The sequence below is a fragment of the Tenacibaculum finnmarkense genomovar ulcerans genome (genome assembly GCF_900239495.1).
GTDB lineage: Bacteria > Bacteroidota > Bacteroidia > Flavobacteriales > Flavobacteriaceae > Polaribacter > Polaribacter ulcerans.
Map to the genome: position 1 here is coordinate 32,785 of NZ_OENE01000034.1, position 22,557 is coordinate 55,341.

20 protein-coding genes are annotated in these 22,557 nt (G+C 30.6%); 9 read left to right on the plus strand and 11 right to left on the minus strand.

The annotated features are described in order from the left end of the window. Positions 1-47: 47 nt before the first annotated feature. The 3 genes from DPIF8902391_RS09460 to radC are packed head-to-tail and all read right to left on the minus strand — an operon-like array spanning position 48 to position 2,834. Positions 48-761 carry a hypothetical protein gene (locus tag DPIF8902391_RS09460; protein WP_172505654.1) on the minus strand — a complete coding sequence of 238 codons (714 nt, stop codon included), beginning with the start codon at positions 759-761 and terminating at the stop codon, positions 48-50. Between the two features lie 36 nt (positions 762-797). Then, positions 798-2,102 (minus strand): polysaccharide deacetylase family protein, encoded by a 1,305-nt coding sequence (locus DPIF8902391_RS09465; RefSeq protein WP_172505655.1) that lies wholly within the window; start codon positions 2,100-2,102, stop codon positions 798-800. A 45-nt stretch (positions 2,103-2,147) separates the two neighbouring features. Beyond that, positions 2,148-2,834 (minus strand): RadC family protein, encoded by a 687-nt coding sequence (gene radC / locus DPIF8902391_RS09470; protein ID WP_058885447.1) that lies wholly within the window; start codon positions 2,832-2,834, stop codon positions 2,148-2,150. Between the two features lie 102 nt (positions 2,835-2,936). On the opposite strand from radC, the gene trkA reads away from it, so the two are divergent. From trkA to DPIF8902391_RS09515, 9 genes are all read left to right on the plus strand, one after another. Then, positions 2,937-4,283, plus strand: a complete 1,347-nt coding sequence (gene trkA, locus DPIF8902391_RS09475) for a Trk system potassium transporter TrkA (RefSeq protein WP_058885448.1) — start codon at positions 2,937-2,939, stop codon at positions 4,281-4,283. Continuing rightward, complete coding sequence (locus DPIF8902391_RS09480; protein WP_058885449.1) at positions 4,283-5,782, plus strand: TrkH family potassium uptake protein; 1,500 nt, start codon at positions 4,283-4,285, stop codon at positions 5,780-5,782. The genes trkA and DPIF8902391_RS09480 overlap by 1 nt, the downstream gene beginning before the upstream one ends. A gap of 124 nt (positions 5,783-5,906) precedes the next feature. Beyond that, complete coding sequence (locus DPIF8902391_RS09485; protein WP_172505656.1) at positions 5,907-8,066, plus strand: T9SS type A sorting domain-containing protein; 2,160 nt, start codon at positions 5,907-5,909, stop codon at positions 8,064-8,066. A 5-nt stretch (positions 8,067-8,071) separates the two neighbouring features. Then, positions 8,072-8,230, plus strand: a complete 159-nt coding sequence (locus tag DPIF8902391_RS09490) for a hypothetical protein (protein WP_172505657.1) — start codon at positions 8,072-8,074, stop codon at positions 8,228-8,230. Between the two features lie 137 nt (positions 8,231-8,367). Continuing rightward, entirely contained in the window at positions 8,368-9,051 is a 684-nt protein-coding gene (locus DPIF8902391_RS09495; RefSeq protein ID WP_172505658.1) for a TetR/AcrR family transcriptional regulator, read from the plus strand. Then, positions 9,038-10,702, plus strand: a complete 1,665-nt coding sequence (locus DPIF8902391_RS09500; RefSeq protein ID WP_058885452.1) for a peptidase domain-containing ABC transporter — start codon at positions 9,038-9,040, stop codon at positions 10,700-10,702. The genes DPIF8902391_RS09495 and DPIF8902391_RS09500 overlap by 14 nt, the downstream gene beginning before the upstream one ends. A 13-nt stretch (positions 10,703-10,715) precedes the next feature. Then, positions 10,716-12,071, plus strand: coding sequence for an HlyD family secretion protein (locus DPIF8902391_RS09505; RefSeq protein WP_172505659.1), 1,356 nt, complete (start codon positions 10,716-10,718; stop codon positions 12,069-12,071). Positions 12,072-12,127: 56 nt separating this feature from the next. Beyond that, positions 12,128-13,477 carry a TolC family protein gene (locus DPIF8902391_RS09510; RefSeq protein WP_232122794.1) on the plus strand — a complete coding sequence of 450 codons (1,350 nt, stop codon included), beginning with the start codon at positions 12,128-12,130 and terminating at the stop codon, positions 13,475-13,477. Between the two features lie 15 nt (positions 13,478-13,492). Continuing rightward, a complete protein-coding gene (locus DPIF8902391_RS09515) occupies positions 13,493-14,149 on the plus strand; it encodes an ion channel (protein WP_058885455.1) in 657 nt (218 codons plus the stop codon). Between the two features lie 37 nt (positions 14,150-14,186). On the opposite strand, the gene DPIF8902391_RS09520 is transcribed toward DPIF8902391_RS09515, so the two are convergent. The 8 genes from DPIF8902391_RS09520 to serA all read right to left on the minus strand — a co-directional run bounded on the left by DPIF8902391_RS09520 (position 14,187) and on the right by serA (position 22,495). Beyond that, positions 14,187-15,272 (minus strand): amidohydrolase family protein, encoded by a 1,086-nt coding sequence (locus DPIF8902391_RS09520; protein ID WP_058885456.1) that lies wholly within the window; start codon positions 15,270-15,272, stop codon positions 14,187-14,189. A 126-nt stretch (positions 15,273-15,398) separates the two neighbouring features. Further along, a complete protein-coding gene (locus DPIF8902391_RS09525; protein WP_172505661.1) occupies positions 15,399-15,929 on the minus strand; it encodes a 3-hydroxyanthranilate 3,4-dioxygenase in 531 nt (176 codons plus the stop codon). A 151-nt stretch (positions 15,930-16,080) separates the two neighbouring features. Beyond that, positions 16,081-16,299, minus strand: coding sequence for a DUF6500 family protein (locus tag DPIF8902391_RS09530; RefSeq protein ID WP_172505662.1), 219 nt, complete (start codon positions 16,297-16,299; stop codon positions 16,081-16,083). 57 nt (positions 16,300-16,356) lie between these two features. Then, positions 16,357-16,926: a transposase gene (locus DPIF8902391_RS09535; RefSeq protein ID WP_058885460.1), complete on the minus strand. Its 570-nt coding sequence runs from the start codon at positions 16,924-16,926 to the stop codon at positions 16,357-16,359. Positions 16,927-17,014: 88 nt separating this feature from the next. After that, on the minus strand, positions 17,015-18,418 hold the full coding sequence (locus DPIF8902391_RS09540) for an FAD-dependent oxidoreductase (RefSeq protein WP_172505663.1): 1,404 nt from the start codon (positions 18,416-18,418) through the stop codon (positions 17,015-17,017). Positions 18,419-18,509: 91 nt separating this feature from the next. After that, positions 18,510-19,790 carry a kynureninase gene (gene kynU, locus DPIF8902391_RS09545; RefSeq protein ID WP_172505664.1) on the minus strand — a complete coding sequence of 427 codons (1,281 nt, stop codon included), beginning with the start codon at positions 19,788-19,790 and terminating at the stop codon, positions 18,510-18,512. Positions 19,791-19,880: 90 nt separating this feature from the next. After that, positions 19,881-20,504, minus strand: a complete 624-nt coding sequence (locus DPIF8902391_RS09550; RefSeq protein ID WP_144430059.1) for a PAS domain-containing protein — start codon at positions 20,502-20,504, stop codon at positions 19,881-19,883. Between the two features lie 101 nt (positions 20,505-20,605). Beyond that, on the minus strand, positions 20,606-22,495 hold the full coding sequence (serA, locus tag DPIF8902391_RS09555) for a phosphoglycerate dehydrogenase (RefSeq protein ID WP_172505665.1): 1,890 nt from the start codon (positions 22,493-22,495) through the stop codon (positions 20,606-20,608). Positions 22,496-22,557: the final 62 nt, after the last annotated feature.

The following is a 22,557-nucleotide window of genomic DNA, read 5'->3' on the forward strand; positions in this document are numbered from 1 at the left end:
ATTTTTATAATACACTCTTTTTTTTTAGATAAAATAGCACGTAATATTTAAAACTTTACTTGATATTTTTCTGTTTTTTTAATGCCTTTTTTATAATATTCGGCAGTCCAAATATCATTGTTTTTATGAATGATTCCGTTTTTATCTTTAATAGCAAAAACATCTTTAACACTCGTTTTTAATATTTTAAAAATAATTTCCTGGGTTGTATCTACTAATTGAAAACCATTTTTTGTTGGTTGAGCATATAGGTTAATAACAGTACTTTCTACTGTTTTGTTAGCTAGTAATTCACTTTGATTATCAATATTCTGAATAATATTTTGAGTGCTATTTGGCGTATATTTATACTTTAAAGCCTTGATTGATTTAAAAGCATTTCTAATTGCTTCATGATATGATTTTTTGTAATTTTTAATTTTACTTCTCCCTTCTTTTGATGAAAAAACATCTTTATTGCCACAATCTTTAAGAGTAATACTATTTTTTGTTGTAAACAAACTAGATGCATCAGTAAGCACTGCTGTTAATGCTAAACACCTGTTTTCGGCTAGGTCATCAGGTAAAACCTCATCGGCTAAAAAGACCGTAAAACCGTGTTTTTTAAATAAAAATTTAGTTAATGAACTGGTTTGATATTGATCGACTGTTTTAAGAAAATCAAACTTATTAGGTACCATAATGTATTTGTAATTATTTACATTTTTTTGAGCTTGTATTGATGTGCTTATCAGCAATAATAGTATGATTATTTTATTCATATTTAATACTTATTTATTTTAATTAATTTATTATTTTTAATTTTTGGCTATTTTTAACATGGAAGCATAAGTACGCTTCCACCCCTTCCATTGTTCATAATTACTTAAACTTTCGTTATGAAAAGTAGTCACAAAAACACCATTTACAGCGGTTACTTCATTTTTTAAATCTCTTATTTTACCTAACGATTGCTTGGGTGTTAACTTCATATAATCTTTTAAAGTTACATCAATTAAAGCAAAAGAAAATACCTTTAAGGGTGTTTGAATTTCAAAGGCTAAATCATAAAAATAAAATGGCGTACAAGTACTTGCCCTAAAACCTGCATGACTTACATAACCCATCGAATAATCTTCTGTTATTTCTAAATCAATTAAGTTTTGATAGGTTTCAGGCAATGACAAGCGTAAATAATGCTGACGAGAACGCTTTATTGGCATATTTATAATGTTTTCTAAGCGTTCTTTTTCTTTTTTTAACAAAGCGTTATTTGTCATGGTATGATATGACGGATGTAAGCCTACCCTTGCATAATCTACGATGTCTTTTATCAATAGTTTAAAAGGAGTTTTTGAGGCAGATACATTGGTATTAAACGTGCTATAATCGCCTATTAAAAAGAAAAAAATAGTTCTAATTTTATGTGTTTTTTTTAACTCTAACAGTACTTTAAAAGTATTAAAAGGATCCTTTTTAAAATTAAATAAGACAGCCATTCTGTCCCAAATATTAATAATTTTAAACTGCCAAGCATCTTTTAAAAAACCACCAAGTGTTCTTATAAAACCTTTGTGTTTGTAAATAAAGGAATTATCAACGTCAATCGTAGAAATATACTGGTATTTTCTTGTTGGATACGCATACTCAGGGTATTTAACCTTTAAAGCATCTAAAAATTTATATGCCCAAATATCAACAAGCGGCTTTTCTAAAAAACCATATTTAAAAGCAATACTTTGAGTGGCTGAAAAACGAGCATGGTTATCTTTTATATGCGGTAAGTACTCTTCATATCTAGAAATTAAATAAAAAGTTGCTGCAAAAATATCAAAAGGAATTTCAGACTGATCATCGGTCGCAAAAAAACAAGGAACTGCATCCCATTTTTTAATATTTATATCTACATCTTGTATTCCTTGCTGTGTTAACAAGGCAGTACTTTTTATAAAAAACTCTTTTCCTAAAGCTACCTTTGTATAGGTGATTTTAGGATTGTTATACGCCACAAATTCTTCTACTTTACTTGTAAACTGAATTGGTATGTGTAAAATATGTGTAAAAATATGCTTAAAAACATACCGAATTCGAGGGGTTATTTTAGGAGTATATATAAGTATCATAATTGTTTTGAAGGGCTTAAAAACACAAATAACAATACAAAAGCACTATAGCATTTCTTGATCTGCAAAGCTAAAATACGTTTTTTCGGTAATTATTAAATGATCTAGTAGTTTTATATCTAAAGTAACACCCGCTTGTTTAATTTTAGCAGTTAATTGAATGTCTGAATTGCTAGGTTTTAGTTTTCCTGACGGATGATTATGTGCCACAATAATACCAACCGCAGAAACTTTTAATGCCTTTTGATATAGTAATCTTACATCGACTAAAGTTGCGGTAAAACCTCCTTTACTTAGTTGATGTTTTGCGACTACTTTATTTGAATTATTTAAGTATAAAACCCAAAACTCTTCATGTCCTAAATCGCCAATTAATGGTTGCAATATGGTAGCGGCATCTAATGAACTGGTTATTTTAGAAATCCGATTGCTTTCTATAAACTGCCTACGTTTGCCTATTTCTAAAGCCGTAATTATTGAAATAGCCTTTGCTTCTCCTATGCCTTTAAAGCTCATTAATTCTTCCAATGATAATTTAGCCAAGGCGTTTAAATCATTATTGACCGAGGCTACTATTTTTTGAGACAACCCAACGGCACTTTGTTCTCTGTTACCTGAACCTATTATAATGGCGATTAATTCAGCACTTGACAAAGCGGCTTTTCCTTTTAACATTAATTTTTCACGAGGTCTGTCATCTAATGCCCACAATTTGATTGATTTTTTTTTCATATGGCAGCTATCATCTCTAAATTAGTTATAAATATAATCCATTTTTTTGCACAAGCCAAACAAGCACAGTATCTTTGTTGCCTACTTTTTATTATCAAACTCATGAAGATTATTATAGCTGGGGCTGGAGACGTTGGTTTTCATTTAGCCAAACTCCTTTCTTACGAATCTCAAGATACTTACGTTATTGATTCTGACGGCGAAAAGCTTGATTACATCAACAACCATTTAGATGTTATCACCAAAAAAGGCGACGCTACTTCTATTCAGTTATTAAAAGAACTTGGCATTGCTGATGCTGATTTATTACTAGCGGTTACCGAAAGTCAGAACACCAATTTTACCATATCGGTTATTGGAAAAGCCTTGGGTGTAAAAAAAACAATTGCCAGAATTAACAATCCTGAATTTTTAAATAACGACAGTATTGACTTTAAAGATTTTGGCGTAGATTTTATGATTTCTCCTGAAGCTTTAGCTGCCGAAGAAATAAAAGTACTGTTAAATCAATCTTCTTTTAACGATACCGTTACTTTTGAAAACGGCGTATTTAATATTATGGGAACAACCCTTGGCTATAAATCGCCTATATTAAATTTAACCGTTAAAGAAGCTAAAGAAAAATTTAGTTTAGTTGATTTTATTACCATCGCTATAAAACGAGAAGGCACCGCACAAACCATTATTCCTCGTGGTGATACTACCTATAAAATGAACGATCAAGTTTATTTTTCGGTACCAAGTTATAGCATTGATAAATTACATCCTATTATTGGTAAAGAGCAAATAGCCATTAAAAATGTGATGATTCTTGGCGGTAGTAATATCGGAAGAAAAACATCTAAAAGTCTTTGTAGCGCTAACTTTAAAGTAAAACTTATTGAGCGTAAACGAGAAAAAGCCTTACACCTTGCCGAAGAATTGATAGACACCTTAGTTATTCATGGAGACGGTAGAGATTTAGAGCTTTTAGAAGATGAAAACATTCGAGAAATGGATGCTTTTATTGCGGTAACTGGCGATTCTGAAACCAACATTATGTCTTGTTTGGTCGCAAAATCGAAAGGAGTTAAAAAAACCGTTGCCTTGGTTGAAAATATGGATTATATCAATATTTCACAAACCATTGGTATTGATACCCTTATTAATAAAAAATTAATTGCGGCAAGTAATATTTTCCGTCACATACGTAAAGGTGAAATTTTAGCCTTAGCAAACTTACATAATATTGATGCCGAAGTTTTTGAATTTGAAGTTCAAAAAAATGCCAAAGTAACTCTAAAACCAATTAAAGAACTACGTTTTCCTAGAGAAGCCGTTTTTGGTGGTGTTATTAGAGATGGAAAACCTCATATGTCTTTTGGTGATTTTCAATTACAAAGTGGCGATAAAGCCATCGTTTTTTGTTTGCCCGAAGCAATATCAATTGTAGAAGAATTATTCAACTAATGGAAAATTTCAATCTAAAATTAATTTATCGATTTTTAGGGATAACAGCCGTTCTTAATGGCTTATTCATGTGGCTTTCATTACCGTTTAGTTTTTATTATGACGAGCCTTCTAAGTGGGGAATTTTAAACGCCGGACTAATTACAATAGCTACCGGTTTAGTTCTCTTTTTTTTTAACAAACCTGTTACTAAAAAAATCAAGAAAAAAGAAGGCTACCTTATTGTTACTTTAGGCTGGCTTATTTTAACAATTACCGGAATGCTTCCTTATTTATTATCGGGCAGTATTCCTAGTGTTACCAACGCATTGTTTGAAACTATTTCAGGCTATTCAACGACAGGTTCATCTATTTTAACAGATATAGAATCGATGCCTAAAGGAATCCTGTTTTGGCGTAGCGCTACGCATTGGATTGGCGGAATGGGAATTATTGTGCTTACCATTGCCATATTACCTTTACTAGGAATTGGCGGTATGCAGTTATTTATGGCAGAAGCTCCAGGGCCATCAGCCGATAAATTACACCCTCGTATTACCGATACCGCAAAACGTTTATGGTTAATTTACGTATTGCTTACATTTGTAGAATTTTTACTTTTAAAAGTTGCGGGTATGGGCTGGTTTGATGCCTTAAATCATGCAATGGCAACCATTAGTACTGGTGGTTTTTCAACTAAAAATGCTAGTGTTGCTCATTGGAATGGCTCGCCATTTATACAATATATTATCATCTTTTTTATGTTTTTAGCAGGTATCAATTTTGTACTTACCTACTTTGCTTTAAAAGGAAAGGTGCGAAAAGTTATTCAAAGTGAAGAATTTAAGTATTATTTCTTTGGTGTTTTAGGGATTTCTAGTGTTATCGCTGTCATGATTATTTTTAATCAAGACCCTTCATTACAAACCTCTATTGAGCATCCGATGGTATATGGTAATGTTGAAAGTGCCATACGACATTCGTTATTTTCAGTACTATCAGTAATAACAACTACAGGTTTTGTTACGGCTGATTTTACGATGTGGAATTATTTTGTAACGGCAATTTTCTTTTCATTATTTTTCTTAGGAGGATCGGCAGGTTCTACCTCTGGTGGGGTTAAAATTGTACGACATATTATCTTATTAAAAAGTAGTTTTTTAGAGTTTAAGAAAAGTTTACACCCTAATGCAATAATCCCTGTTCGTTATGACGGAAAAGCCGTTAAACAAACCATTGTATTTAACATCTTATCGTTCTTTGTATTGTATATGTTCATTTTTATTATGGGAACTATCATACTTGCTTTCTTCGGATTAGACTTTTATTCAGCCTTAGCCGCCTGTGCTTCCTCTTTAGGAAATATTGGTCCTGGTTTAGGTAGTGTAAGCCCTGTTGATAATTTTAATCATTTATCTACCGGAGCAAAATTATTTTGTTCTTTTTTAATGCTTATCGGGCGTTTAGAACTTTTTACGGTATTAATTTTATTCACCCCTTTCTTTTGGCGTAAAAATTAACACAAGTACCTCAAATACAAATTACTACAAAAAATATCGTTATAATAACATTTAAAAAACAACTACAAAACACTCGTAAATAAACAATAAATTACCTTCGTTTCATTAATCAATTTATGATACTATGAAACATAAGTACTTTTTTAAATTACTGATAGGAATTCTTTTTTTATCAGCAATAAAAATAAACGCACAAACAACAGGTGATATTATTTTTACAGGTTTTAATGCCGATGGCGATAAAGATTTTTCTATTGCTATACTAGCCCCTATTCCTGCAAACTCTACGCTTTATATTTCTGATAAAGAAACCGATGGGCTTGGAGGCTTTACCACTGGAGAAGGAAGTTTAACCTGGCTTACAGGTAGCAATGTAATTCCGGCGGGAAGCGTTGTCACTTTTACAGATATTGACAATGCTACTAACCCTAATTTTGGAGCATCAATAGGTAGTATTACAAGGATTGGAGGTTTTAACTTAACCACCACCACAAAAGACGCTCTTTTTATTTATATTGGGACTGATGTTAATACTCCAACAACCTTTATTACTGCACTTCAAATAGGAAACGATACCACTCAGCTTGGAACTTATAATGCTGATGGTATTAGCCTAAAAGGAACAGGTTTAAAAAAAGGCGTTTCTATTATTACTTTTGATGCTTCTGCAACCCCTGATGGTGCTGTTTATAAAGGAGATAAAACAGGTCAAAATTCTTTTGCTGATTATTATTCTTTAATTGCTGATGTTGAAAATAACTGGACAAATGTTGTAAATGGAGATGGTGAATTATTACTGCCTTTTTCTTCGGATACATTCTCTATTATCAATGCTACTTGGAACGGAAATACCGACAATAATTGGACAACAGCCACCAACTGGAATTCAGGAAATATTCCTACAAATACGAGTGATGTTTTAATTCCTAACGGGCTTAATAAGTACCCTACAATAACAAATGCGACAACGGTAAAAGGAATTACAATCCAAAATGGCGCTTCTTTAATTGCAAATTCAAATGTTACAGGAACAGTTATTTACCAAAGAGCTTTAACTGCTAATTGGCATTTGGTTAGCTCACCTGTTACAGGCGAAACCACCGATAATTTAATTACAAATCACATTTTTGCTCAAGGAACTGCTGGCGGTCGAATAGGAATTGCGCCTTACAAAAACGATGGAACTGCCTGGGATTATCAAACAAAATCATCCGAAGAAAATATTGAAAAAGGAGCTGGTTTTTCTGTAAAGCTAGCTACCGCTGGAAATTTAAAATTTAGAGGAGAAATTAATCATTTAACCGTAAACACCCCTGTTACAAAAAATGAAAATGGCTATAATTTAGTTGGAAATCCCTACACTTCGTACTTAAATAGCAACACTTTTTTAACTCAAAACAACAGTATTCTAACCTCTCAAACTATTTGGATTTGGAACGGTACTAATTATGAAACAAAAGTTGCTGCCGATGCGTTTATTTTAGCACCTGCACAAGGTTTTTTTATGGAAGCTAACGCTGCCGGAAACATCTCTTTTAACAGTACTAATCAGCAACATCAAACAACCGATACTTTTAAAAGAAGCAGCCGAACAGAAATACATCTAAGCGCTACCGATAATACGACGAATAAAAAAAGCAAGACCAAATTATACTATATAAAAGGTACTACAACAGGTTTTGATAATGGTTACGACGGAGCGCAATTTAAAGGATTTGTAAGTGATTTTTCAATAACAACACAGTTAGTTTCTCAAAATAAAGGTGAAAATTATGCCATTCAATCTTTGCCTATCAATACCATGGAAAATACCGTTATTCCAATACATTTAAAAGCAAATACGGGTAATGAAATTATGTTTTCGGCAAACTCAATGAATTTACCAACTAATATGAATGTTTATTTAGAAGATAAAATCAATGGGGTTTTTACGAATTTATCAGAAGAAAATTATACGGTTGTTCTAAACAATAATACTTCACAATTTTATCTTCACACAAGCGATAAAAACCCAAAAATTAACACTGTTCAAAAAAGTTTAAATAAAGAAATACAAAATGTAGCTATTTATGCGTCAGCAAATAATACACTAACAATAAAAGGATTAACATCAAAAAATGCTACCATAAAAATCTATTCTATTTTAGGAGAAAAAATTATCAGCAAGCAATTTAAAACAGCAGCTATAAACGTAATTCAACTACCTAAAACATCAAAAGGAATTTATATTATTGAGTTAAATTCTAATTTAGGTAAAATTACTAAAAAAATTATCTTAAACTAAAAATCATGAAAAAAACAACCGAAAATATTTCTAGAAAAGAGGCGTTAGAAAAAATAAAAAACTATGGTAAGTATGCTAGCTTAACCGCTTTAGGAACTTATTTAATATTAAATCCTCAAAAAGCGCAGGCAGCTAGCTTAGCTCCTCCTGGCAATAAATTTTAAAATAACCTATTTTACCTCAAAAAACCCTCGAAATTTCGAGGGTTTCTTATTTCTAGTAAACAATTAAAGTTATTTTAACACAAAAACACTCTTAATTGATAGTATTACTATTACATTTGCAGATATACTATTTATTTATGAAAAATTTTCTATCAAATATTAAAATTGAAATTCCTGTAGGCATCTATATTAAAGATCCTGAAACTTCTTCTCTCGGAAAAAAAATCATTGAAAATAGCATTATTTTAATTGAAGATATCGGTTTTGAAAGCTTCAATTTTAAAAAATTAGGTAAATTAATCGGCTCTAATGAAAGTTCTATTTACAGGTATTTTGAAAGCAAACACAAACTACTTATTTATGTAACATCTTGGTATTGGGGCTGGGTGCAATATCAATTAGTTATAGAAACGTATAGCATTTATAATGCCGAAGAAAAATTAATAAAAGCGATTCAAATACTTACAAAAACAACTGAACAAGACAGTAATTTCTCGCATATTAATGAGGTTTTATTAAACTCAATTGTAATTAATGAAAACTCTAAATCATATTCAACAAAAGAAGTAGATACCGAAAATAAAGAAGGTTTTTTTAAATTATATAAGGAAGTTGTAAAGCGTTTAGCTGATATAATAACCAATTATAATAACAACTATAAACACCCGCTTACACTAGCAAGTACGGTTATTGAAGGTGCATTGCATCAACAATTTATTAAGCAACATTTTAAGTCGCTAACAAATTGCGATACTGCGACTTCTCCAACTTCATTTTTTATCGATTTAACTCTTAATACGCTTTCAAATGGCAGAAAATAACCCATTAACACCTTGGAAACGGTTTTTAGGACTTTTAAAATTAGAAAAAAAAGATATTTTACAAATATCTTATTATGCCATATTTGAAGGAATTGTAGCATTATCACTTCCTTTAGGAATACAGGCAATTATCAATTTATTACAAGGTGCACAGATTTCGGCATCGTGGGTAGTTCTTGTAATATTAGTTACTGGTGGTGTGGCTTTTAGTGGCGTATTAAAACTCATGCAAATTAGAATTATTGAAACCATACAACAACGTATTTTTACAAGAGCCTCTTTAGAGCTTAGCTATCGTTTTCCTAAAATAAAAATGAGCGAATTACGAAATTATTACCCACCGGAATTAGCCAATCGTTTTTTTGATACACTTACGATTCAAAAAGGGATTTCAAAAATTTTAATTGATGTTCCTTCGGCATTTTTACAGATAATTTTTGCACTATTATTATTATCTTTTTACCATACATTTTTTATTTTATTTGGTCTTTTACTACTCTTATTAATTTATATTGTATTTAAATACACGGCAAAAATTGGCTTAGAAACAAGTTTAAAAGAATCTAAAAACAAGTATAAAGTAGCGCACTGGTTACAAGAAATCGCTAGAACAATTATCAGTTTTAAAATAGCCGGAAAAACAAAATTAGCTTTAAATAAAAGCGATGATTTAGTGAGTGATTATTTAAAATCAAGAGACAGTCATTTTAAAATATTAATCATTCAATATATTCAAATGATTAGTTTTAAAGTAATTGTTACCGCTGGTTTGTTATTGATGGGTGGTTTTTTAGTGTTAAATCAACAAATGAATATCGGACAATTTGTTGCCGCAGAAATAATTATTTTACTGATAATAAGCTCTGTGGAAAAATTAATTTTAGGCTTAGAATCCTTTTATGATGTGCTTACTTCTATCGAAAAATTAGGGCAAATTATTGATAAACCTATCGAAAATCAACAAGGAAGTACTGTGAGCGACAGCAAACCTTTCAAAATTGAAATACAAAATATTTCCTACACCATTTTTAAAGAAGAAAGACTTATTTTAAAAGATATTTCGTTCCATATCGAACCCAATGACAGAATATTAATTCAAGGAGAAAGTGGCGCAGGAAAATCAAGCTTAATACAGCTTATTGCAGGAATTACAACCCCTACTTCTGGAAATATTTTTGTGAATGATTTATCTATAAAAAGCCTACAAATTAATAATTATAGAGCGTATTTAGGAATGTCATTATCCGAAGAAAATCCGTTTGAAGGAAGCATTCGAGAAAATGTAACTTTTGGAAATACCACAATTACAGATGATGAAATTTATACTGTTTTTGAAATTGTTGGCTTAACCGATTTTTTAAAATATCAAGAAAACGGCTTAGAAACACAACTAAAACCAGAAGGAAAACATATTGGTTATACCATTTCTAAAAAAATTATTCTAGCAAGAGCGATTATCAAAAAACCAAAACTTTTAATTTTAGAAGATCCTTTAGACCAATTTGAAAAGAAAGAAGCCAAAAAAATCATCGATTTTATTACAAGCCCTTCCCAAAAATGGAGCTTAATTATTGTAAGCAGTAACGATAAATGGGACGAAAAATGCACTAAAAAAATTACGCTTCATAAAGGTAAAATTATTAACAAATAAAGCAACAGAAGTAATGTTACATATTTCAAATAATAGTATTTCTAATCAAATTGATTTGAGTAATTTTAAATCAGGAAAAAAAATATTTAAAAAAGAACATCATAAATTATTCAGAAAATTTTTACTTTTCTTTTTATTGATGCTAATCATAACGCTATTTTTACCTTGGACTCAAAATGTTTCTAGCACAGGTAATGTAACAACTTTAAAACCGAATCAACGACCGCAAACTTTACAATCTCAAATTCCTGGAAGAATTGAACAGTGGTTTGTGCAAGAAGGTGATTTTGTAAAAAAAGGCGATACTATTTTAAGAATATCCGAAGTAAAAAGCAATTATTTTGATGCAAAACTTGCCCAAAGAACAGGAAATCAATTAAATTCTAAAAATCTTTCTGGTAAATCGTATGTCAATAAAATAAGTGCTTTAAAAAGGCAAATTTTAGCCATAAAAAATAATCAAAAATTAAAATCGGAACAAGCAAAAAACAAATTACAACAAGCTTACTTAAAAGTTAAAACTGATAGTATTGATTTAGAAACCGTTATTTTAAAGCAAAAAATAGCAAAAATTCAATATGATAGAACTTTTACCCTACAACAAGAGGGTTTAAAAGCGACTAAAGATGTGGAAGAAAAAAGCGCAAAACTTCAAGAGTTTTCAGCCAAAGTTATTTCTCAAAAAAATAAATTATTAGCTTCCAAAAATAATAGTATCAATGCACAGTTAGCTATTTCGGGTGTTATAGCTAGTTATACGGATAAATTATCGAAGGCACAAAGTAGTTTATATACTGCTGAATCTGGCGCTTACGAAACAGAAGTTCAAGTTTCTAAACTACAAACAAATTTAGCCAATTATAACAAAAGAACTTCTTTATTATACATTACCGCTCCGCTTGATGGCTACATAAATAAGGCAATAAAATCAGGAATTGGAGAAACTTTTAAACAAGGTGAACCACTGATAAACATCATGCCTTCACAGTACGATTTGGCAGTAGAAATGTATATAAAACCTATCGATTTACCACTAATACATATTAACGAAAAAGTACGTGTTCAGTTTGATGGTTGGCCTGCAATTGTTTTTAGTGGATGGCCTAATATGTCATCAGGAACTTATGAAGCAAAAATTATTGCAATCGAAAATTTTATTAGCAGTAACGGCAAATACAGAGCCTTAATTGTTCCTGACAATAATGAACATCCGTGGCCAAAAGCCATTAGAGTTGGCTCGGGAGCAAAAACAATTGCGCTGTTAGAAAATGTACCTATTTGGTATGAATTATGGCGACAAATTAATAGTTTTCCACCTAATTTTTATCAGCCAAAAAACCAAAAACCAACTACTAAGAAGAAAAAATAATGAAAAATATACCCTTTTTATATCTATTTATAAGTGTTGTTTGTTTTTCTCAAAAGATGCCTAATAACACACTTTCTTTAGAAGAAAGTTTAGGATATATAAAAAAGTACCATCCTATTATAAAGCAGGCAAAACTTATTGTTAATACAAATCAAGCAACATTATTAAAAGCCAGAGGTGCTTTCGACCCTAAAATTGAAGTTGATTACAGTAACAAAAACTTTAAAAATACCGAGTATTATAAAACGTTGGTTTCCTCTTTTAAAATTCCTACTTGGTATGGAATTGAGCTAAAAGCTAGTTATGAAAATAATTCAGGAAAATATTTAAACCCTCAATATAAAACGCCTAAAAACGGCTTATACAATGTAGGGATATCTGTTCCGTTAGCTAAAAATTTATTTATCAATAAAAGAATGGCTACGTTAAAAAAAGCCAAAATATATACCAAACAAAGTAGGTTAGAACAGCAATTAGCAGTTAATACTATTTTGTTTGATGCTATTTCTGCATACTTAAATTGGACACAATATTATCAACAATATAGTGTGTTTAAAAATTATTATGCCAATGCAATTATAAGACACAAAAATGTTATTAAAAATTTTAAAGCAGGCGATAAAGCAGCGGTAGATACTTTAGAAACAAGTATCAACTTAGAAAACAGAAAATTAGATTTAGAAAAAGCACGCATTAAACAGTTAAAATCAAAAGTAGCTTTTTCGAATTATTTGTGGATTAATAATAATATTCCGATGGAATTAAAAAACAACATGATTCCTGATATTGCAACATTTTCTAAGATTGATAAATTATTAAAAACAGTCGAAATTAATTTAGATGAAAATAATATAGAACAACATCCGAAGTTAAAATTATTAGCCTTAAAAAAGAATAATTTACAAATAAATAAGCGATTAAAAATAAATAATTTATTACCTAAAGTAGATTTTCAGTATAATTTATTATCATCAAAAGTACATAATTTTGATGATTTTAGTACTTTTAACGTTTCAAATTACAAAAACTCGTTGCAAGTTAGTCTGCCCTTATTTTTAAGAAAATCAAGAGGAGATTTAAAAATTGCTAAACTAAAATTACAAGATTTAGATTTTGAAATTTCAGCAACAAAAATAATTTTGCAAAATAAGATTAAAGCGACCAAACAAGAAATTGTATCGTATCAAAAACAACACAATATCTTAAAAAACTTGGTAAATAATTATAAAACAATCGTTAAAAGCGAGGAACGAAAATTTTCGTTAGGTGAAAGCTCCTTATTTTTAATCAATTACAGAGAAGTTAAACTGATTGAAACGAATTTAAAAGCAATCAAAAATGAATATGAATACGCTAAAACAAAAAGTAAGCTACTTAAATTATTAGGGAAATTAACGAATATCTAAAAGATACTTATTTAAATGTTAAACGAATTATACAAGTTCCGATTTAAAATATTTTTATTTTCACAATTAACACTTTTATTTGGAGCCCTTGTTTTTCCTATCCAAATTTATGATACTAAAATATCGCCTGTACTGCATCTTTTCAATTTAAGTACAGGCTTATTTTTACTTCATAAAAAGAAAAAAACCTTTTGGCTAGTACTTCTTTTACTCTTACTAGCCACCCTATCTTTTAGTTTAGATATATTTGACAAAGCAGGAAAACACTTTGTTGATATCTTAAGAATTAGCTCTTATTTTATCTTTCATATTGTTGTAACTAGAGAATTAATTATTCAAGTCTGGAATACTAAAAACATCGATCAAAAAACAATTTTAGGTCTAATTAGTGGTTTTATATCGCTTGGTTTTATCGGTTTTTTTATCTGTTTACTTGTTGAAATTTTTTATCCAGGTTCTTTTAGCTTCCCCGAAAATGGTATTTCAACCATTCAAAACTTAATGTATTTTAGCTATATAACACTGCTAACCATTGGCTATGGCGAAATTTTACCTCAAACCGTTTTAGCTCAAAAAGCCGTGGTATTTATCGGTTTAATAGGACAAATATATTTAGTCGTTTTAATGGGAATTGTTATTGGTAAATATATCAACCAAGAAAAAACATCCTAAAATACTTTACTAAACACCCCTAAAAATACTTCAAAAATTAGCCTAAAATCTTTGTAATTAAATCTTGTTTTGCTTTTTGATCATCACCAAATAACCAGCGCAAGGTATTATCTTCCCAAATTTCATGATATTGTTTTTGATTGATAATATCTCTATCAATAGCCAAATCTAACAATTTTCCTGGATAAGAAGACTGCGCATCACTTTCCATTTCTCCTAACGGATACGGGTCATCTAAGCCCATAATAATTTGATTAGAACCCTGTCGGTCAATCATTAGTTTTAACGAATCGGTATCATGTACCAAAGTATCAAAGAAAATATTTGGATGCCCAACTGCCTTTCTAGGATGCGTTTTTCCTTCAAATAAATCAGGACGACCATCAAAACCTTGAATACGTCTTCCTAAATTCATTTGTGCCAATTGTCCGCCGTGTGCAAAACAAGTTCTGATATTTTTAAAACGCTCCTGCATGCCGTTTAAGGTATAAAAATGATAGGCATCACCACATTGTGCCAACATCCAAATTAAATGAAAACGCCAATTGGTATTTTCTAATTTTATCATTTTATCGCCATCATACGGATGAATTTCAATGGCTAATTTATACTTATCAGCAAGCTCAAAAATACGGTCATTTTCTTTATCAAAAACACAACGCCACTGCCCTATCGAATCCATAAAATGCGTTGGTAAACACAATACTTTTAAGCCTAATTCTTCCACACAACGCTCCATTTCATACAAAGCACCGTAAATAAAACCAGGGTGAACTACAAAACCACAGGTGAATTTATCAGGATGATCATGCTGTACTTTTGCGTTAAAATCATTCTGAAAACGCAAGGCTTTTTTCATTTCTTCCAAACGCAATCCGTTACCATATAATTGCGATAAATTTAAAACTACGGCATGATCTAACTTATTTTTTTCCATCCAAAGCAACTTTTCATCTAAGAAAAAACTAGAATCCGTTACCGGGCGTTTCCAACCTTTTTGTAACATATGTTTACGCTCATCATCTACCCAAAAAATTTCTTTTTCCTTCATAAACTGAGGAATTTGCTCAGGATAAGGCAATAAATGTGAATGTCCGTTTATTCGTAGTTTACGTTTTTGCATCTTTTATATAAATAATTTTTTGTGATGATTTTGATGTTTTTTTGTCAATTCGAATAATTTTAAAGACTAAAAGAAATTAAAATTGTATCGAGAATTTAATAGGATATATTTCATATAAAAAAATAATTATTTCTTAATTTTATTAGGCGCTCCCATTACCGTTTTACAACTATTACAGGTACATTTTTTGGTATCAGAATAATAATTATCAAAAATAATAGGCATATCGGTTTCAATATTTTTCAAGGCAAATTCTTCTCTGTATAGCTGATTTCCGCAATTTTCGCAATACCATTCTAATGCATCTAACATTCCTTCCGACCTTGGATATTCAATCACCAAACCAACCGTATTTTCGGTACGTTGAGGCGAATGCGGCACTTTAGCAGGCAATAAATAAATATCACCTTCATTAATTTCAACATCGATCATTTTACCATTTTGGTCGATAATTTTCAAAATCATATCCCCTTCTACCTGATAAAAAAACTCAGGTGTTTCGTTGTAATGATAATCCTTTCTATTGTTAGGGCCACCGACCACCATTACAATATAATCGCCATTATCCCACACCTGTTTATTCCCAACGGGTGGCTTTAATAAATGACGATTTTCATCAATCCACTTTTTAAAATTTAAAGGCTGTACTAAATTCATATTTCTATATTTTGGGCGTTCCCTAAAGGTCGGGCTTTCCGCTATATCTTTTTATAAAAGAAAAATTTTATAAAAAGGATGCCGCTGCAATCCCTAACGCAAATTTCGTTTTTATTTATAATTTTGAATACACCAACAATCAGAAAAACAACTAATTATTGTTTTGAACCATTGCTTTAATTTTGATAGCTTTTTCAAAATGATTTAATTGATGCGTTTGAATCCACCAAGTAGCCACATCCATTAACAACTTCGGATTATCATTTTTATTTTGAAAAAACGCATAAAAAGACAAACCTACATTTGCACCTTTTTTAGCAATTTTATCATCACAAATAGCTGTGATTTTTTGTTTTATTTCTTTATTCATATATTTTCCTAGTAACAGACCTCACAGGTTTTAAAAACCTGTGAGGTCTAAATTTAATTATTCTAAAACTAATACTGATAATTTTTCGTCAAACTCTAACTTCTTATGAATTAAATGATTTATAAAATTATCTCTATCTCCAAATAATAAATAAATCGCTTCTCTTTTCAATAACGTGTTTTTATCTGAAATCAAACTTAAATAAGAAGAGTTTCTATACAAATTTATATCTGTTACAAATCCATGATAAATTGGATTCAAATTTATATAAACAATTAATTTCTTTAAATATATTTCATCTGCTATTTTTATTCTTTTAAATCTATCTCGAAATAAACTACCACTTCTATCATATCTTTTATTGATTGATTTTGAATAAGAATTAAAAAAATTAGAAAATGCTTTAGAAACCAACTTCTCATCTGTTGATTCTTTTATCTGAACTAATAAATGAAAATGATTTTTTAATAAACAATAAGAGAATACGTCAGCAATAGAGCATATATGTGTTTTTATTAATTTCAAAAAATAAGAATAATTTTCATCTTCAATAAAAATATTTTCTCCATTATTACCTTGATTAAAAATATGATAATAATTTCCACTTTCTAATGATTCGTATTTCATATATTTTTTATTATTAACGTATCAATTCATACAATATTCAAAATCAGACCTCACAGGTTTTAAAAACCTGTGAGGTCTAAACCCGTTATTACAATCCTGCTATTTCATCTTCTCGCAAAATTTCATTGGTTTCTTTTACTACTTTTTGAAGAATTTCTTTTAGATATTTTAAATCCGTTGTATGTTTAAAATCAGAATCAGCTACCAAATTTAACAATGCTTTATCTTGCGCACGTCCTTTTTTCATTGCTTGAGCATACGGAATATCATCTTTAAAAGTAACCATCGAATATTTCGAAAAATATTCCTCAGGAAATTCCTTTTCCAACGCCATTTCCAATATTCTTTTCTCTTTAAATAACGGATTCGCTACATGATTTTTCATTTCCTGAAAATTATCGATTGCTAAATCAGCGATAGCATCAGTATTTTCTTTTCTTGCTTTTTCGTAGGTTTTAAACACCGTTTCCCAATCGCCTAAATTTTCATTTAAAACAGCATCAAAAATGGTAATATCTTCAAAAGAAGCATTCATTCCTTGCCCGTAAAAGGGTACAATTGCGTGCGCTGCATCTCCTAATAAAATAGTTTTATTTTTGTAATGCCAAGGCGAACATTTTACCGTTCCCAAAGCTCCTGTCGGATTATTTAAAAATTCCTCTTTAATATTCGGAATTAATTTTAATGCATCTGGAAATTGTGTTTCAAAAAAATCGGTTATTTTTTCTTCGGATGTTAAATTATTGAAATTGTATTTTCCTTCATCATAACTTAAAAACAGCGTGACTGTAAAACTGCCATCCACATTTGGCAATGCAATTAACATATACGCACCACGAGGCCAAATATGTAAATGTTCGTTACTTATTTGATGATTTCCTATTTTATTCGCAGGAATTTCTAACTCTTTATATCCGTGAGATAAGTAATTTTGCGAATAACTAAACAAGAATTTTCGTTCTAAATAATAACTTTTACGTAAAACAGAACCCGCACCATCAGTACCAAAAATTACATCCGAATTTATAGAGAATTCTTCTTTTGTATGATAATCTTTAAAATGCGCTATGGTATTTTCTATATCTACAGAAGTACATTTTTTATTAAAATGAATAGTTACATTTTCGTGTTTTTCGGCTTCTGTTAATAAGATCGCATTTAAATCTCCTCGTGAAATTGAATTGATACACTCGTTATCTCTACCCGAATAATTTGATGAAAATGTGTTTCCTTCAATATCATGAATCAATCTTCCGTACATCGGAATACAAATTTCACGAGCTTTTTCGGCAACACCTGCTAAACGCAAGGCTTTAAAACCTCGGTCGGATAATGCTAAATTTATAGAACGACCTGCTGAAATATCAACAGTTCTTAAATCAGGTCTGCTTTCATATACGGCGACTTTGTATCCTCTTTGTGCCAATCGTAAAGCTAATAAACTTCCGCATAAACCTGCACCTATTATTAATATATTGTCTTTTTTATTCATTTTTATGCTTCTTTTTATTTTCCGCTTCGTCATTCTGAATTTATTTCAGAACCGCATCCATATCCAGTGTTATTTCTTCAATATTTTTTAATTATTTTGATAACAATCCTTTTAAAATACTTACCATTTTATAAACATCTTCAAAAGAATTATACATTGGCGTTGGTGCGCAACGGATAACATCTGGCTCACGCCAATCGGTAATAATATTATTTTCGGTTAGTTTTTTGTGCAAATTTTTATCTGCATTTTTTACTTGAATCGATAATTGACACCCTCTTTCTTTTGGATTTGAAGGCGTAATAATTTTAATATCCTCAGAATTTAACTCTTCAATTAAATTATTGATTAAAAACTCAAAATATCCTGTTAATTTTTCTGATTTTTCTCGTAAAGCCTCCATTCCTACTTCAGCAAACATATCTAAAGAGGCTTTGATGGCTGCCATCGATAATATTGGAGGATTCGATAATTGCCACCCTTCCGCACCCGCCATTACATCAAAAGGTTGACGCATATTAAAGCGGGTTTCTTTATTATGATTCCACCAACCTGCAAAACGAGGTAACTCTTTATTAGTGGCGTGTTTTTCGTGGACAAATAATCCGCCTAAACTTCCAGGTCCTGAATTTAAGTATTTATAGGTACACCAAGCGGCAAAATCTACGCCTGAATCGTGTAATTCAGGAGAAATATTTCCTGCGCCGTGTGCTAAATCAATTCCAACAAAACACTCTTTTGAATGTCCTATTTCAGCAATTCGCTTTAAATCTAAATATTGTCCTGTGTAATAATTTACACCGCCAATTAATAATAGTGCTATTTCATCGCCTTGTTCAGCAATAATTGTTTCTAAATCTTCGATATTTAATAATTCTTCGCCTTTTCTTGGTTTCCATTCAATTAAACCATCTTCGGCATCAAAACCATGAAAATTTAATTGCGATTGTACGGCATATCTATCCGAAGGAAAAGCGTCAGATTCTATTACAATTTTATATTTCTTTTTCGTAGGCTGATAAAAAGAAACCATCAACAAATGTAAGTTTGTAGTTAAGGTATTCATAACTACAACTTCTAAAGGTTTTGCTCCCACTATTTTTGCCATGTTTTCCGTTAAAAACTCATGATAAGGCAACCAAGGAGTTTCCCCTTCAAAATGACCTTCTACGCCATATTTTGCCCAATCATCTAATTCATTTTGAATATATTTTTGAGTTTGTTTTGGCTGTAATCCGAGGGAATTTCCTGTAAAATATAACCAATCCTTACCGTTTTTATCTTTGGGAATATGAAATTGATTGCGTAAGTATGCTAATTTATCTTCTTTATCTTGTTGTTCTGCGTAGTGTAAAGTATTTTGATAATTCATCTAATAGAAAAAAAGGATTGTTTTCAAATATAAAACAATCCTTTTTCATTTATTAAATACCCTATATTTATTTTTGATTTAACGTACATTTTAAAACGGTCTTTCTTCAGCAAAAAAGAACCAATTAAAAAATGCCCCTACTTTTTTGTCTTTTTTAGACTTTGACATATTCATTCCAGACGAAACTAAGCCCTCTATATAACTATCGTACTCTAATTCTTTGGTATCTAAAAAACCATTTAAAAATTTCCGAGAAGCTTCCATTCCCTTTACATCTTCAATATCTTTAAGTTTTTTATATAAAGAAATTACCTCATCAATTGCTTTTTGAGGAGCTAATCTTCGAATTGCTTTGTAACTTAATACCTGTTCTTTTTCATCTTTTTTAACCGTAAAGTCAGTAACTACCCAATAATATTTACCTGATTTCGCTAAGTTTTTAACTACGGCAATCATGTTTTTACCTTGTTCTAAACGCTCCCACATCATTTTAAAAATAATCCTAGGCATCTCTGGATGTCGAATAATATTATGCCTTGCCCCTACTAATTCACGTTCTTCATACCCTGATGAAGCAACAAAATCTTCATTACAATATTCAATAACACCTTTTTTATCAGTAATACTAATCAGAATTGTATCTTGCTCTAATAGTACTTTTTTATCAATAGGTATTGGCGAAGATATTTGTGATTTTCTTGATACTTCTTTCATTTTAAAATTATTTTTGATGACAAATATAAAAATGGACAAACATAAATTACATGATAAATATCATAAAAAACAACTAAACAACTGTTTATCAGGCTTACATATTAATATAATATTCTAAATTTTATAGTTCCGTCTATTTCTTGCAATTTTTCGATAACTTTTTTATCATATATTTTATTTACATCGGTAATTACATAGCCTACTTTTTCATCTGTCGATAAATACTGTCCTGTAATATTCAAATCGTATTTTGCCAAAACTTTATTGATTTTAGCCATTACACCGGGTACATTTTTATGAATATGCAAAAATCGATGTGCATTATTTTGCCTTGGCAAGCGGATATTGGGGAAATTTACCGCATCTACCGTATTTCCTGAATTCATGTACGCCATTATTTTACTTGGCACAAAATCGGCAATATCTTTTTGAGCCTCCTCAGTGCTTCCGCCAACATGAGGCGTTAAAATTACGTTTGGCAACCCTTTTAATTCGGTGTAAAAATCACCATTTTTCCGAGGTTCTTCAGGATATACATCAACAGCCGCTCCTGCTATTTTACCCGATTTTAAACCTGCCACCAAGGCTTTAATATCAACCACAAAACCTCTCGATAAATTTACAAAATGAACGCCATCTTTCATTTGAGCAATTTCTTTTTCACCGATATAATTTTTGTTTGCCGCATTGTCATCAACATGTAAGGTAATTACATCAGCAATATTTAATAACTCTTTTAAAGTACTTATTCTGCTCGCATTTCCTAGTGCTAATTTATCTTCAACATCATAATAATACACATCCATACCCATTGCTTCGGCTAAAACAGACAATTGTTTACCAATATTTCCGTAGCCGACAATCCCTAGTTTTTTACCTCGGATTTCTCTCGAACCTTGGGCAGTCTTATTCCACTGACCATTATGAAGTTCGGTACTTCGCTGAAAAACACTACGCATTAACATAATAATTTCGCCAATTGCCAATTCGACCACCGAACGGGTATTACTATAAGGAGCGTTAAAAACGACCACACCGTTTTCTTTACAGGCTTCTAAATTTATTTGTTTTGTTCCGATGCAAAATGCCGAAACCACCATTAATTTATCTGCCGATTCGATTACCTTTTTAGTAACCTGCGTTTTTGAGCGAATCCCTAAAACATGAACATCTTTTAATTTATCAATTAATTCTTCTTCGGATAAACTTTTTGACACCGTTTCTACGGAAAATCCATCGGCTGTTAAGTTGGTAAACGCATCATTGTGGACATTTTCTAATAATAAAATTTTAATTCTATTCTTTGGATATGATATATTTCTTGGCAAATCGTTTAGGTATAAAAATTCGTCTAAATTAGGCGTAATATGATCGGCATTTGCGATGGTTTTTGCTCTTTGTACATTTTCGGTATAAGCAAAAAAAGTATCGGCAACTCCTGCTTTTTTGGTTACCGCATCGCTATAACCGTCACCGATTACTTGAATTTCACCAGCTAAATTTAAGTTTTTTAAGCAGTCAATTTTTCCGTTGTGTTGCGATAACAAATTTTGAGTATCAAAACCTATTATTGCATCATTTTTATCAAACTCGAAAGTATTGGCAAAAACTCTTTCAGCAGGAATATTATATTCGGCAACAATCGGAATTATAAATTCCTTAAAACCTGCGGATATTACATAAATATCATCAGAAAACTCTTTAAAAAAATCTTTATTATCAGCAATTGAACGAGATACTTTTTGCTCTAATTCTTTTATCAATAAAGGTAAATCAGCTTTTGTAGCGTTTAATAAGTCAATCCGTTTTTTTAAAGATTCGGTAAACGATATTTCGCCGTCAATTCCTTGATTGGTTATTGTTATAATTTGATCAATAATAGCCTCTTTCTTCGGATTTCCTAGCAGACTGATTTCTGCTAAAACATCTAAAGCTTCTACCTTTGTGAGCGTACTATCAAAATCGAAAACAAAACTTCTTTTTGGTGTCATCGCATTTTATTTAAGGGTTCTTATCCAAAAATACAAAGGATATTAAACAAGTAATGTACTAT

Coding starts and splice junctions, on each gene's coding strand:
- DPIF8902391_RS09460 (WP_172505654.1), bottom strand. CDS start 761: ATGAATAAAATAATCATACTATTATTGCTGATAAGCACATCAATACAA.
- trkA (WP_058885448.1), top strand. CDS start 2,937: ATGAAGATTATTATAGCTGGGGCTGGAGACGTTGGTTTTCATTTAGCC.
- DPIF8902391_RS09505 (WP_172505659.1), top strand. CDS start 10,716: ATGTTACATATTTCAAATAATAGTATTTCTAATCAAATTGATTTGAGT.
- serA (WP_172505665.1), bottom strand. CDS start 22,495: ATGACACCAAAAAGAAGTTTTGTTTTCGATTTTGATAGTACGCTCACA.
- DPIF8902391_RS09525 (WP_172505661.1), bottom strand. CDS start 15,929: ATGAATTTAGTACAGCCTTTAAATTTTAAAAAGTGGATTGATGAAAAT.
- radC (WP_058885447.1), bottom strand. CDS start 2,834: ATGAAAAAAAAATCAATCAAATTGTGGGCATTAGATGACAGACCTCGT.
- DPIF8902391_RS09500 (WP_058885452.1), top strand. CDS start 9,038: ATGGCAGAAAATAACCCATTAACACCTTGGAAACGGTTTTTAGGACTT.
- DPIF8902391_RS09465 (WP_172505655.1), bottom strand. CDS start 2,102: ATGATACTTATATATACTCCTAAAATAACCCCTCGAATTCGGTATGTT.
- DPIF8902391_RS09530 (WP_172505662.1), bottom strand. CDS start 16,299: ATGAATAAAGAAATAAAACAAAAAATCACAGCTATTTGTGATGATAAA.
- DPIF8902391_RS09550 (WP_144430059.1), bottom strand. CDS start 20,504: ATGAAAGAAGTATCAAGAAAATCACAAATATCTTCGCCAATACCTATT.
- kynU (WP_172505664.1), bottom strand. CDS start 19,790: ATGAATTATCAAAATACTTTACACTACGCAGAACAACAAGATAAAGAA.
- DPIF8902391_RS09485 (WP_172505656.1), top strand. CDS start 5,907: ATGAAACATAAGTACTTTTTTAAATTACTGATAGGAATTCTTTTTTTA.
- DPIF8902391_RS09490 (WP_172505657.1), top strand. CDS start 8,072: ATGAAAAAAACAACCGAAAATATTTCTAGAAAAGAGGCGTTAGAAAAA.
- DPIF8902391_RS09540 (WP_172505663.1), bottom strand. CDS start 18,418: ATGAATAAAAAAGACAATATATTAATAATAGGTGCAGGTTTATGCGGA.
- DPIF8902391_RS09535 (WP_058885460.1), bottom strand. CDS start 16,926: ATGAAATACGAATCATTAGAAAGTGGAAATTATTATCATATTTTTAAT.
- DPIF8902391_RS09515 (WP_058885455.1), top strand. CDS start 13,493: ATGTTAAACGAATTATACAAGTTCCGATTTAAAATATTTTTATTTTCA.
- DPIF8902391_RS09510 (WP_232122794.1), top strand. CDS start 12,128: ATGCCTAATAACACACTTTCTTTAGAAGAAAGTTTAGGATATATAAAA.
- DPIF8902391_RS09495 (WP_172505658.1), top strand. CDS start 8,368: ATGAAAAATTTTCTATCAAATATTAAAATTGAAATTCCTGTAGGCATC.
- DPIF8902391_RS09520 (WP_058885456.1), bottom strand. CDS start 15,272: ATGCAAAAACGTAAACTACGAATAAACGGACATTCACATTTATTGCCT.
- DPIF8902391_RS09480 (WP_058885449.1), top strand. CDS start 4,283: ATGGAAAATTTCAATCTAAAATTAATTTATCGATTTTTAGGGATAACA.